The following is a 13,448-nucleotide window of genomic DNA, read 5'->3' on the forward strand; positions in this document are numbered from 1 at the left end:
TACACCTCTTGGTAGAAGCCGGCTCCGGAACTTCGACAAACCGCGGCGATGAGTTTTCGGGCGCCGGCTCGTCTTGATGTGCACAGGCTGGGGAGAGGCCCCGGCGACAGGAGGTTGACCGATGGCGAAGGTGCTGTACCACGTGACCATGTCGCTCGACGGGTGCATTGCCGGGCCGGAGCACTCGATGAGCTGGATGACGCAGCTGCCACCCGACGAGCCGCCGGTCGAGGGACTGGCGGTGGCCGGGACGTCAGGCGCCGCGCTGGCCGGGCGGAACGGCTACGACGTCGGCCGCAAGGCAGGCAGCAAGCTGTACGGCGGTGCCTTCAGCGGCGCGATCTTCGTCCTGACCCACAACCCGCCCACCGACGAGACGGACCCGGCGTACACCTTCGTCAGCGGTGACATCCGGCCGATCGTCGGGACCGCTCTCGACGCAGCCGACGGCAAGGACGTGCTGATCCTCGGCGGCACCATCGCCGCCCAGTGCGTCGAAGCCGGCCTACTCGACGAGATCTTCGTCCACATCTCCCCCGTCCTGCTCGGCCAGGGCATCCCGCTCTTTCCCAGCAGCCTCCCGCCCGTCGTCCTCGACCCCATCTCCAACACCCAGGTCGGCCGAACCACCAACCTCCGCTACCGCGTGGTCCGCTAGATACCCGGCGACATCCGGCGCCTGGGCCAGCACATGCCGAACCCAGGCCCGGCGCTCGTGCTCGACAACGGCCAGCTCCCAGACACAGCCGACGGAGTACCGCGGCATGGGCGTGAGCGCAGTGGGTTGGTCCAGCGGCGACCGGAAGTAGGCCAATGACAGATCGACGGCGCTGCTCCACCAGTAGACCAAGACGAAGCAGGCAGGCCGCGCCTGATGAGCGATGACGAACGCCGCCCGCTCGCCGGAAGTGCCGGTACGCGGAAGCGTGGCAGCAGCAACGGCTCTGGCGGCATCGAGCAACTCGCCGGCGGGTTCGCCCTCGACGGCCAGGCCGTAGAGCTTGGTGGGCCAGGTGTTCACCAGTTCTACGCCGTACGGCGTGATCGGGCGCGGGCGGTGGCCGCTCATCGTGCTGCTTTCTGGAGACGGAAAAGCCCGGGCGGCCTGGTTTCGGCTGCCCGGGCTCTTGCTGACCGGAGCTACTTCGCGACGACTCGCAGGGTGAACTCGGCCTGGCCGTCGCCGGTGATGCGGCTGCTGAGGCCGGCCGAGCTGAGGGCGGCGAAGTCCTTGTCGGAGCTGGTGCGCCTCGACAGTGAGCTGACCGCCTGGAAGTCGACGTAGCCGACCATGACGGCGCCGGAGGTGTCGGGGACCGCCTTCTTGAAGATCTCCGTCTGACCCAGGTTGCCGCCCTTGAGCACCTGGTCGGCGTAGGCCTGCTCGGTGGCGATGACGAAATTCTTGTCGTCCTTCGCCTGCTTGAGCGCGATGTCGACCGAGGAGCGGGTGCGGAGCAGGTTGGTCACCTTGTTCACCACCTCTTCGGCCTTGCCCGGGTCGGTCTCGATCTTGGCCGCGATCTTCGGCGTCTCGCTGCTGTCCTTGTCGATCGCGATCGACAGGTTCTTGCCGAGCAGCGGCTTCAGGTCGTCCGGCAGCACCAGGCCGTACTCGTCGGTGAAGCCCTTGGTCAGCTTGGGCAGGTCGATGCCCGCGCCGGACTTCTCCAGCTGCTTCCAGATCGTGTCGACCAGGTTCGCGCCGTCGGACAGCGCGAACGCCCCGGCGGTGCTGTCGGGCAGCTTGGCGAGCTGGTCACCGGCGTTCGCCGAGTTGACCTTGATCGACTGGTCGCCGCGGGCGATGCCCTTCAGCTCGACGTACTGCGCGTCGAACCGCAGCGCCGCGGCCGCACTCCCCTGCGGCAACGGATTGTCCCCGGCGAGCTTGCGCGGGGCCAGCGCCGCGAGGCCCTTCATGTCGGCCCAGAAGGAGACGAAGCCCTGCTCGCCGAGCGCGTCCATGTCGGACTTGAAGGTGGCGTTCTCCGACAGCGGGGTTTCCTTGCTGTTGGCAACGGCCGCGTCGACGGTCGCCTGGTCCTCGGACAGCAGCACGTAGCCGTCGGTGAAGACCCGGCCCGGCTTCTTGTCTTCGTTGGCGAACAGCTTGTCCAGCCCGGCATTGGCCTGGTCCTCGTTCTTCACCTCGATCGCGACGACCGGGTCCGGCTCCTTGCCGTCCTGGCCGGGGATCGCGGCGACGCCGGCCCGGTCGCCCAGCCACGGCTTGACGTCCTTCTCGAAGTCGACGGCGGCCAGGTCCTCGCCGGCGTCCTTCTTGATCAGGTCGAACAGCTTCTGCCGCAGGTCGTCGTTGTCGCTGGTCAGCCCGATCTTCTCCTTGGCCGACGGGAACTTCATCAGGAACCGGACGGCGGCCACCTTCTGGCCGGCCGAGGGGTTCAGGTCGATGCGCGCGTAGGCGACGGAGTTGCCCGGCAGGACCGCGGCGGGCTGACCGCCGCCAGTGAGGCGTGCGTACGCGAAGATGCCGCCACCGGCCACCACGGCCAGTACTGCGAGCACGGCGACCAGTGGGATCAGCTTGCCGCGCTTCTTCCGCTCCGGCTGCCACTGCATGGTCTCGGGTGCGCCGTACGGCGGCTGTCCCCCGCCACCGTGCTGCTGCTGGGGCCACTGCTGCCCACCCGGCCCGTACTGCGGGGCCTGCTGGCCGGCATAGCCCGGCTGCTGTCCGTACTGCGGGGCCTGGCCGCCGTAACCCGGCTGCCCCTGCTGGCCGCCATAGTTCGGCTGACCCTGCGCGGGACCGCCATAGCCAGGCTGACCCGGCTGCGGCTGGCCGTAGCCAGGCTGACCCGGCTGCTGGCCCTGCGGACCGGAGTACGGGTTGTTCTGCTGCGGACCGCCGTACGGGCCCTGTGGTCCGCCTGCGGCACCCGGGTGGTGCCCACCTGCCGGCGGATTGTTGTGGTCGGACATATGCCCCCCTCGCGTCGCCGGCGGCCTCACCACCGGGCCGAAACAGGCTAGTGCACCTGCGGCGACGATTCTGACGCGGCAGATACCGATCCGGTTGCAACGGGATCCGCGCGCCAGGTGGTGGCGGCGATGATCGCGGCCGCGAGTGCGGCGCCGACCAGCCAGGCGGCCAGTGGAGTCCAGGTGTGCAGCTCCAGCGGCGCGTCGATCAGGTCCCCCGGCTTGGCTGCCTGCAGCCGCGGCTGCAACGGGTCGTGCCCGAGCAGCATCCCGACCCCCCAGGCGATCCCGCCACCGAGGGCCGAACCGAGCACCACGATGCCGACCGCCCACGGACCGTAGTTGCGCAACCACCAGAACAGCCCGGCACCCAGCACCGCCGCGGTCAGGAACCCGATCGCGGTGAAGCTGCCGTCCGGCCCGAAGACCTTCGTCATCTGCTCTTCGCCCAGCGCCCCGCCGTTCTCGTCCACCGTGTACTGCGCGAGCGGCGCGAACTGCTGCCAGGCCCAGCCCGCGATCGCCCCGGCCACCAGGAACAGCGCGATCGTCACGGCGATCGCGCGGCTCCACGGCAGCTTGGGCTCCTGCACCACTACCGCCCGGCCGAACGGCTGCTGCCCGAACGCGGGCCGGCCGTACGCCTGGCCGTAAGGCGCCGGCCGATCGAGCGGGTTGTGCTGGTCGTTCCCTGGCTGACTCACCCGGCAAGTGTTGCAGGTCCGGTCAGCTCGCCAGGCACGACGGGCCCAGCAACGCCTTCAGGTCCGCCATCAGCGACGAGGTCGGGGTGACCCGGAACCGGTCGCCGATCCGCATCACGGTCGTCTTCTGCCGCGCCTGCAGCCGCAACTGCACCTCGGTCATGCCGGGGTGCGCCTGCAGCACGTCCCGGAGCTGGTCGACCAGCGGCGGCGTACACCGGTTGACCGGCATCGTGATCACCACCGGACCGCTCGGCCCCTGGGTCAGGTCGGGCACGCTGACATCGGAGCCGCTCAGCTCGACCCGGTCGTCGCGCCGCCGCAGCCGGCCCTTCATCAAGATGATCGCGTCGTTGGTCAGCAGGTGCGCCGCCAGCTGGTACGCCGAGGAGAACATCATCACCTCGATCGAACCCTCGAGGTCCTCGATCGTGACGATCGCGTAGATGTCACCGCGCTTGTTCACCTTGCGCTGGACCGCGGTGACCAGGCCGCCGATCGTCACCTGGGTGCCGTCGGGGCGGTCCTCGTCGGCGAGCAACTGACCGATCGTGCAGTCGGTGCCGTTGGTGAGCACGTGCTCGACCCCGAACAGCGGGTGGTCGGAGACGTACAGACCGAGCATGTCGCGCTCGTGCGCGAGCTTGGTGGCCTTGTCCCAGTCCTCGATCTCGGGCACCCGCACGGTCAGCCGGCTGTTGCCGTCGGCCTCGGTGTCGTCATCGCCCATGCTGAACAGGTCGAACTGGCCGTGCGCCTCGTTCCGCTTGAGGTCGATCGCCTCGTCGACGGCCTGCTCGTGCACCGCGACCACGGCGCGCCGGGCGTGTCCCATCGAGTCGAACGAGCCGGCCTTGGCCAGCGACTCGATCACCCGCTTGTTGCAGACCGGCAGCGACACCTTGTCGATGAAGTCGACGAAGTCGGTGAACCGGCCCTCGGACTCGCGCGCGGCGACGATCTCGGCCACCACGTTGACGCCGACGTTGCGGATGCCGGACAGGCCGAAGCGGATGTCGGTACCGACCGGGGTGAAGTTCGAGTCGGACTCGTTCACGTCCGGCGGCAGCACCTTGATGCCCATCCGGCGGCACTCGTTCAGGTAGATGGCCATCTTGTCCTTGTCGTCCTTCACGGACGTCAGCACAGCCGCCATGTACTCCGCGGGGAAGTTCGCCTTCAGGTAGGCGGTCCAGTACGAGACCAGCCCGTACGCCGCCGAGTGCGCCTTGTTGAACGCGTAGTCGGAGAACGGGACCAGGACGTCCCACAGCGCCTTGATCGACGCCGCCGAGAAGCCGTTGGCCTTCATTCCCTCGGAGAAGCCGACGTACTCCGCGTCGAGCACCTCGCGCTTCTTCTTGCCCATCGCCCGGCGGAGCAGGTCCGCCTTGCCCAGCGTGTAGCCGCCGAGCTGCTGGGCGATCGCCATCACCTGCTCCTGGTAGACGATCAGCCCGTACGTCGTCCCGAGGATCGGCTCCAGCGCCACCGCCAGCTCGTCGTGCGGGTAGCTGATCTCCTGCTGCTTGTTCTTGCGCAGCGCGTAGTTGGTGTGGCTGTTCGCGCCCATCGGACCGGGGCGGTAGAGCGCGCCCACGGCCGAGATGTCCTCGAAGTTGTCCGGCTTCATCAGCCGCAGCAGCGCCCGCATCGGGCCGCCGTCGAACTGGAAGACGCCGAGCGTGTCGCCCCGGCCGAGCAGCTCGAAGGTGGCCTTGTCGTCGAGGCTGCGGCCGAGCGCGTCCAGGTCCAGCGAGATACCGCGGCTGGCCTCCACGTTCTTGACCGCGTCGTCCATGATCGTCAGGTTGCGCAGGCCCAGGAAGTCCATCTTGACCAGGCCGAGCGTCTCGCAGCTCGGGTAGTCGAACTGGGTGATGATCTGGCCGTCCTGGTCGCGGCGCATGATCGGGATCAGGTCGATCAGCGGCTCGCTGGACATGATCACGCCGGCCGCGTGCACGCCCCACTGGCGCTTCAGGTTCTCCAGACCGCGGGCGGTGTCGACGATCTTGCGGACGTCCTGGTCGGCCTCGTACAGCTGGCGGAACTCGCCGGCCTCGGAGTACCGCTTGTGCTGCGGGTCGAAGATGCCGGACAGCGGCACGTCCTTGCCCATCACCGCGGGCGGCATCGCCTTGGTGATCCGGTCGCCCATCGCGAACGGGTAGTCGAGCACCCGGCCGGCGTCCTTGATCGCCTGCTTGGCCTTGATCGTGCCGTAGGTGACGATCATCGCGACCCGGTCGTCGCCGTACTTCTCGGTGACGTAGCGGATCACCTCGGGCCGGCGGCGGTCGTCGAAGTCGATGTCGAAGTCGGGCATCGACATACGTTCGGGGTTGAGGAAGCGCTCGAAGATCAGGCCGTGCTGCAGCGGGTCGAGGTCGGTGATCCGCATCGCGTACGCGCACATCGAACCGGCACCGGAACCACGGCCCGGGCCGACCCGGATGCCGTTCTCCTTGGCCCAGTTGATGAAGTCGGCGACGACCAGGAAGTAGCCGGCGTACCCCTTCGAGGTGATCACCTCGATCTCGTACTCCGCCTGCTTGCGCACGTGGGCCGGGACGCCCTCGGGATAGCGCTTGTGCAGGCCGGTCTCCACCTCGGCGACGAACCAGGACTCCTCGTTGTGCCCGTCCGGGCAGGGGAAGCGCGGCATGAACCGGCCCTCCCCCTCGGTGAAGGAGACGTCGCACTGCTCGGCGATCAGCAGCGTGTTGTCACAGGCCTCGGGGTAGTCCTTCCAGATCTCGCGCATCTCGGCGGCGGTCTTGACGTAGAACTCGTTCGCGTCGAACTTGAACCGGTTCGGGTCGGACAGCGTCGAGCCGGACTGCACACACAGCAGCGCCGCGTGCGCGACCGCGTCCTCGGGCTTGGTGTAGTGCAGGTCGTTGGTCGCCACCAGCGGCAGCCCGAGCTCCTTGGCCAGTTTCAGCAGGTCGCCCTGGATGTTGCGCTCGATGCCGAGCCCGTGGTCCATCAGCTCGCAGTAGTAGTTCTCCTTGCCGAAGATGTCGCGGAACTCGGCGGCCGCGGCGATGGCCTCCTTGTACTGCCCCAGCCGCAGCCGGGTCTGGACCTCGCCGGACGGGCAGCCGGTGGTCGCGATCAGGCCCTTGCCGTAGGTCTGCAGCAGCTCGCGGTCCATCCGGGGCTTGAAGTAGTAGCCCTCGATACTGGCCAGCGACGACATCTTGAACAGGTTGTGCATGCCGGAGGTGTTCTTCGCCAGCAGCGTCATGTGCGTGTACGCGCCGCTGCCGGAGACGTCGTCGCGGCCGGAGTTCGCGTCGCCCCACTTGACCCGCTTGCGCTCGGTCCGGTGGGTGTGCGGAGTCAGGTACGCCTCGACGCCGATGATCGGCTTGACGTCGTACTTCTTCGCGGTCTTCCAGAACTCGTACGCCCCGAAGACGAACCCGTGGTCGGTGGTCGCGATGGCCGGCTGACCCATCTCCTGGGCCGTTTTGAACAACTCGTCGATCCGCGCGGCGCCGTCCAGCATCGAGTACTCGGTGTGCACGTGTAGATGCACGAAACTGTCGCTGGACGCCATGTCTTCGCAGACCTCCCAGAGGCGTGAGTGAGTGGAACTGCGCCAGCCTAATCGGGTCCGCCGACAGTCTTCGAACCGGCTCACCGAGGGCCTGGTCCACCGCCCGGTATCCGGTCGAAGACCACACCAGTAGGACACCAATCGGCCGTACCTCCGGGGCTCGGAGGTATGGCTTCTACTGGTCGGCGGAGAGTTCGTTCAGGGCGTGGTCGAGGTCTTCGGGGTACTGCGACGTGTACTCGACGTACTCGCCGGTGCCGGGGTGCGCGAAGCCGAGGCGCATCGCGTGCAGCCACTGACGTTTGAGCTGGAGCCGCTCGGCCAGGACCGGGTCGGCGCCGTACGTCAGGTCGCCGGCGCACGGGTGACCGATCGCGGCCATGTGGACGCGGATCTGGTGGGTCCGGCCGGTCTCCAGGGTGATCTCCAGGAGGGTGACGAAGCGGAACGCCTCGAGCGTCTCGTAGTGCGTGACGCTCGGCTTGCCGCCCGCGACGACGCCGAACTTGTAGTCGTGGTGCGGGTGCCGGTCGATCGGGGCGTCCACGGTGCCGGTGAACGGGTCGGGGTGACCCTGCACCAGGGCGTGGTAGATCTTCGTCACCGTGCGCTCCTTGAAGGCACGCTTCAGCGCGGTGTAGCTGTACTCCGTCTTGGCGACCACCATCAGGCCGGAGGTGCCGACGTCGAGGCGGTGCACGATGCCCTTGCGCTCGGCGGCACCGCTGGTGGAGATGGCGAAACCGGCTCCGGCGAGGTGACCGATCACGGTCGGGCCGGTCCAGCCCGGGGACGGGTGCGCCGCGACGCCGACCGGCTTGTCGACCACGATGATCTCGTCGTCGTCGTGCACGATCCGCAGGTTGTCGACCGTCTCCGGGACCACCGCGATCTCGCCGGGCGGCGCCGGCAGCTCGACGTCGAGCATCACCCCGGCGGTGACCCGGGTGGACTTGATCGCGGTCGAGCCGTCCATCTGGACCAGCCCCGACTCGATCATCTCGACCGCCTTGGTCCGGGAGACCCCGAACAGCCGGGACAGCGCCGCGTCCAGCCGTTCTCCGGCGAGTCCGTCGGGAACCATCACCGTGCGTGCGTCGCCGCTCACTTCTCAGCCTCTCCGGCCCCGCTGGAGGCAGGTTGTCTTCCGATGTCCTTGGTACCGTCGAGCTTGATCCCGCGCAGGGTCTGGATCACCAGCAGGATCGCCGCCGAGGTGACCGCCATGTCGGCGACGTTGAAGATCGCCCAGTGCGGCGTCTGCAGGAAGTCGACCACATGACCGTGGAACGGCGACGGGGCGCGGAAGATCCGGTCGGTGATGTTGCCGACCGCACCGCCGAACAGCAACCCGAACGCCACCGCCCAGCCGACCGACCCGAGCTTGCGCGACAACCAGATCACGCCGAGCGCCACCGCGATCTGGATCACGCTGATCACCGGCGTGAAGTCCGCTCCCAAACTGAAGGCGGCCCCCGGGTTCCGGATCAGGTTGAACTTGAGCAGACTGCCGATCACGTCCACCGGCTCCCCCGGCGTCAGGTGCTTCAGAGCCAGCACCTTGGTCAGCTGGTCGAGTCCGAGCACGAGCAATCCGACCACACCGAACAGCACGGCCAGCCAGCGCCGCCCACCCCCCGCGCCGACAGGCGGCGCATCAACGGCGGAGTCGTCAGAGGACTCGTCACCACTCGGCAGGCTCGAACTGCCGGCTGCGCCGGTGGGCGGCTGGGTCGGGTTGTCCGGGGACGACGAGGAACCGGCCGACTCGAGGTCGGCCGGTTCGGTCTTCGGCGGTGCCTGGTCGTCCCCTGGCAGGTGGGACGAGTCTGAGTCGCTCAGCGGCGTTCTTCGCGTTCTTTGCATGACACGCACAGTGTCGCACGCGGGAACGCCTGCAACCGACCCTTGCCGATCGCCTTGCCACAGCTCTCACAGACACCGTAGGTGCCGTCGTCGATCCGCGACAGGGCTCGCTCGATCTGATCGAGCATGTCGCTCGCGTTCCGGGCCAGCGACATCTCGTGGTCGCGCTCCAGCGTGGTGGAGCCGACGTCGGCCTGGTCGTTGCCCGCCCCGTCGCCACCGTCGCGGAGCAGACCGACGATCTCCTGCTCGGCGTCGCGGATCTCTTCCTTCAGGTGCACCGCGTCGGCCTCGAGCTCGGTCCGGAGCTCGGCCATCTCGGCCGCGGTCCACGGGGTCTCGCCGTCCTTGACCGTCAGGTTCCCGGTCTTCTTCGTGGGCGCCTTGGCCGGCGCCGTCGCCGGGGTACGGTTCTCGTTCGTCTTCATGGCCACCCTCTTCGTCGGAGTCTGCTTGGCAGGGGCCTTCTTCGTGGAAGGCGGTTGGGCCGCTGTGGTGTTCGCGGCCGGTTCGGCGGATTCCGCGGCACTCTTCTCGGCCGCGGTGGGACGTCTGGGGGCGGACTTCTTCGGAGCCGATGTAGCCATCGTCGACTACCCCCTGCCTTCGTCGGAGACTGAAGCGGACCGGTCGCAAGACAGTAGGACACGCAGCGGACACGCGCCAGCCCGACGCGCAGACCGTGGACATACGGTAGTCGCTTCTTCAAGCACGCTCGATGTTCCGCGCGTCACAGCCGTATTTCGGACATTCTTCGGAATGGTTCCCCCGGCGGCCACCCATTAACGATTCGTAGCCGGATGGAACGAAGTCGTACACTGGCCGCGCACACCGCAAGGCAGTGATGGGGCGATCACCCCGGAGCCGCCGGAAGAACGGTCCTCGCGGACTCACTAGACCCGGCAGCGGAGCACAACGAAGTGGGTGACCCGATCCGGGTCGCCAAGGAGGGTGGTACCGCGGAGCCCGGCGACGACGCCGGCGCCTCGTCCCTTCGTCCAGCACGTACGACGCTCGACGAAGGACGAAGGAACAATGGCGGACACCCCAAGCACCCCGTGGAAGCAGCTTCCGGCCCAGGTCGATCTGCCCGCGATCGAGCGCGACGTGCTCGCGCACTGGGACGACCAGGACACCTTCGCGCGCAGTCTCGAGCAGACCGCCGGCGGTGAGCCGTGGACCTTCTTCGAGGGCCCGCCGACCGCGAACGGGATGCCCGGCACGCACCACATCGAGGCCCGGGTCTTCAAGGACGTCTTCCCGCGGTACCGGACGATGAAGGGATTCTCGGTCGAGCGCAAGGCCGGCTGGGACTGCCACGGCCTGCCGGTCGAGGTCGCCGTCGAGAAGGAGCTCGGCTTCAACGGCAAGAAGGACATCGAGGCGTTCGGGATCGCGGAGTTCAACGCCAAGTGCCGCGAGTCGGTACTGCGGCACGTCGACGCCTTCGCCGACCTGACCACCCGGATGGGCTACTGGGTGGACATGGACCACCCCTACCGGACGATGGACCCGGAGTACGTGCAGTCCGTCTGGTGGTCGCTCAAGCAGATCCACGACAAGGGTCAGCTGGTCGAGGACTACCGCATCACGCCGTACTGCCCGCGCTGTGGCACCGGCCTGTCCGACCACGAACTCGCGCAGGGCTACGAGACGGTGGTCGACCCGTCGGTCTATGTCCGCTTCCCGCTCACGTCGGGCCCGCTCGCCGGCAAGGCGTCGCTGCTGGTCTGGACGACGACCCCCTGGACCCTGGTCTCCAACACCGCGGTCGCCGTGAACCCCGGCGTCGACTACGTGGTGGCCACCGACGGCACCGAGTCCCTGGTCGTGGCCGAGCCGCTGCTCAGCGCGCTGGGCGAGGGCTGGACCGTCACCGACCGGTACGTCGGCCGCGACCTGGAGCGCTGGAACTACCAGCGCCCGTTCGAGCTGGTCGAGTTCCCCGAGCCGGCGCACTACGTAGTACTGGCCGACTACGTCACCACCGAGGACGGCACCGGCCTGGTGCACCAGTCCCCCGCGTTCGGCGCCGACGACCTCATCGTCTGCCGCGCCTACGGACTGCCGGTGGTCAACCCGGTCGAGGCCGACGGCACCTTCCAGGCCGACGTACCGCTGGTCGGTGGGCAGTTCTTCAAGAAGGCCGACGAGGACCTGGTCAACGACCTGCGCGACCGCGGCGTGCTGTTCAGGCACGTGCCGTACGAGCACCCGTACCCGCACTGCTGGCGCTGCCACACCCCGGTCATGTACTACGCGCTGCCGTCCTGGTACATCCGCACCACCCAGGTGAAGGACGCGCTGCTGCGCGAGAACGAGAAGACCAACTGGTTCCCCGACTCGGTCAAGTGGGGCCGGTACGGCGACTGGCTGCGCAACAACATCGACTGGGCCGTGTCCCGTTCCCGCTTCTGGGGTACGCCGCTGCCGATCTGGCGGTGCGCCGACGACCACCAGGTCTGCGTGGGCTCGCTGGCCGAGCTCGGTGAGCTGGCCGGCCGGGACCTGAGCGCCACCGACCCGCACCGGCCGTTCGTCGACGACATCACCTTCGCCTGCCCGACCTGTGGCGAGCAGTCCACCCGGGTCGCCGAGGTGATCGACGCCTGGTACGACTCCGGCGCGATGCCGTTCGCGCAGTGGGGCTATCCGTGGGCGGAGGGATCGGAGGAGAAGTTCAGGAAGTCCTACCCGGCCGACTTCATCTCCGAGGCGATCGACCAGACCCGTGGCTGGTTCTACACGCTGATGGCGATCGGCACCCTGGTGTTCGACGAGTCGTCGTACCGCAACGTGGTCTGCCTCGGGCACATCCTGGCCGAGGACGGCCGGAAGATGTCCAAGCACCTGGGCAACATCCTCGAGCCGATCTCGCTGATGGACAACCACAGCGCCGACGCGGTCCGCTGGTTCATGGCCTGCTCCGGCTCGCCGTGGAAGGCGCGCGGCATCGGGCCGAACGTGCTGAACGAGATCGTCCGCAAGGTGCTGCTCACCTACTGGAACACGGTCTCCTTCCACGCGCTCTACGCGCGGCTGGCCGACTGGTCGCCGAGCGCCGAGGCTCCCCCGGTCGCCGAGCGTTCGGTGCTCGACCGCTGGCTGGTCAGCGAGACGCACCGGCTGGTGCGCGACACGGACGAGGCCTACGCGGCGTACGACACGCAGAAGCTCGGCGTGCTGATCGGCCAGTTCGTCGACGTCCTGTCCAACTGGTACGTACGGCGCTCGCGCCGCCGCTTCTGGGCGGGCGACGCCGGCGCGCTCGCGACGCTGCACGAGACGCTCGACGTACTGACCCGGCTGATGGCGCCGCTCACGCCGTTCGTGACCGAGCGGGTCTGGCAGGACGTGTTCCGGCCGGTCACGCCAGGACTCCCCGAGTCGGTGCACCTGGCCGCCTTCCCGCAGTACGACGAGACCGTGATCGACGACCGCCTAGCGACGCACGTGTCGATGGCGCGGCGGGTCGTCGAGCTCGGCCGGTCGGCGCGGGCCGAGGCGAAGGTCCGCACCCGGCAGCCGCTCGGACGGGCGCTGGTCGGATCGGCGGCGATCGCCGATCTGGACGACGAACTGCTCCGCGAGATCGCCGAAGAGCTCAACGTCGGCGCGGTCGCGCCGCTGTCGTCAGCCGGCAAGGACCTGATCGACTACTCCGCGAAGGGCAACTTCCGCGAGCTCGGCAAGCGGTTCGCCAAGCAGACCCCGGTGGTCGCGGCAGCGATCGCCGCGGCCGACGCCGCCGCGCTGGCCGCAGCGCTGAAGGCTTCCGGTACGGCGACCGTGGTGGTCGACGGCGCGGACGTCGAGGTCAGCGCCGACGAGGTACTGCTGTCGGAGCGGCCGCGCGAAGGCTGGTCCGTGGTCAACGAGCAGGGCGAGACCGTCGCGCTCGACCTCGAGATCACGCCGGAGCTGAAGCAGGCCGGTCTGGCTCGCGAGGTGGTGCGCACTCTTCAGGAGGCACGCAAGAACGCCGGGCTCGAGGTCTCGGACCGGATCAGCGTCTGGCTGACCAGCACCGGCACCGAACTGTCCGATGCCCTGGGCAAGCACTCCGACGAGATCAGCCGGGAGGTCCTGGCCACCACGCTGACCCAGTCGGCGCCTCCGGTCACCGACGAGCTGACCACCGGCACCGACGACGACCTGGGCCTCACCTACTGGCTCACCAAGGCGTGACGGCGAAATCGTCTCGCTGCTGAGACTGCGGCCGTTCCGGCGGTAGAACGCAAAAGGCCCCACTGACCAGGCCGTGAATCCGGCGGCCGGTCGTGGGGACCCTCAGTTACGCGATGGCGACGGTCAGTCAGAAAAGTCCGGACATGACAAAGAGGCGGTGCTGCCGGATTAGC

Annotated in this window: 8 protein-coding genes; 2 read left to right on the top strand and 6 right to left on the bottom strand. The window is 68.4% G+C overall.

Features of this window, described 5'->3' with window-relative positions:
* The first annotated feature begins 121 nt into the window (after window positions 1-121).
* Entirely contained in the window at window positions 122-658 is a 537-nt protein-coding gene (locus OX958_RS21535; protein ID WP_270130913.1) for a dihydrofolate reductase family protein, read from the top strand.
* Window positions 659-1,140: 482 nt separating this feature from the next.
* Here OX958_RS21535 and OX958_RS21540 read toward each other — a convergent pair whose 3' ends face one another.
* The 6 genes from OX958_RS21540 to OX958_RS21565 all read right to left on the bottom strand — a co-directional run bounded on the left by OX958_RS21540 (window position 1,141) and on the right by OX958_RS21565 (window position 9,515).
* Window positions 1,141-2,949 (bottom strand): DUF3352 domain-containing protein, encoded by a 1,809-nt coding sequence (locus tag OX958_RS21540; RefSeq protein ID WP_270130915.1) that lies wholly within the window; start codon window positions 2,947-2,949, stop codon window positions 1,141-1,143.
* Window positions 2,950-2,996: 47 nt separating this feature from the next.
* Window positions 2,997-3,653 carry a hypothetical protein gene (locus tag OX958_RS21545; RefSeq protein ID WP_270130917.1) on the bottom strand — a complete coding sequence of 219 codons (657 nt, stop codon included), beginning with the start codon at window positions 3,651-3,653 and terminating at the stop codon, window positions 2,997-2,999.
* Window positions 3,654-3,675: 22 nt separating this feature from the next.
* Window positions 3,676-7,221 (bottom strand): DNA polymerase III subunit alpha, encoded by a 3,546-nt coding sequence (dnaE, locus tag OX958_RS21550; RefSeq protein ID WP_270130918.1) that lies wholly within the window; start codon window positions 7,219-7,221, stop codon window positions 3,676-3,678.
* A gap of 175 nt (window positions 7,222-7,396) precedes the next feature.
* The gene (locus tag OX958_RS21555; protein WP_270139116.1) at window positions 7,397-8,305 is read right to left on the bottom strand and encodes an RluA family pseudouridine synthase; all 909 of its coding nucleotides are present in this window, start codon (window positions 8,303-8,305) and stop codon (window positions 7,397-7,399) included.
* 20 nt (window positions 8,306-8,325) lie between these two features.
* On the bottom strand, window positions 8,326-9,087 hold the full coding sequence (lspA, locus tag OX958_RS21560) for a signal peptidase II (protein WP_270130920.1): 762 nt from the start codon (window positions 9,085-9,087) through the stop codon (window positions 8,326-8,328).
* Entirely contained in the window at window positions 9,060-9,515 is a 456-nt protein-coding gene (locus OX958_RS21565) for a TraR/DksA family transcriptional regulator (protein WP_270130922.1), read from the bottom strand. The genes lspA and OX958_RS21565 overlap by 28 nt, the downstream gene beginning before the upstream one ends.
* Before the next feature lie 607 nt (window positions 9,516-10,122).
* Here OX958_RS21565 and ileS point away from each other — a divergent pair.
* Window positions 10,123-13,275, top strand: a complete 3,153-nt coding sequence (ileS, locus tag OX958_RS21570; protein ID WP_270130924.1) for an isoleucine--tRNA ligase — start codon at window positions 10,123-10,125, stop codon at window positions 13,273-13,275.
* The last annotated feature ends 173 nt before the right edge of the window (window positions 13,276-13,448 follow it).

This window comes from Kribbella sp. CA-293567 (assembly GCF_027627575.1).
Classification (GTDB): domain Bacteria; phylum Actinomycetota; class Actinomycetes; order Propionibacteriales; family Kribbellaceae; genus Kribbella.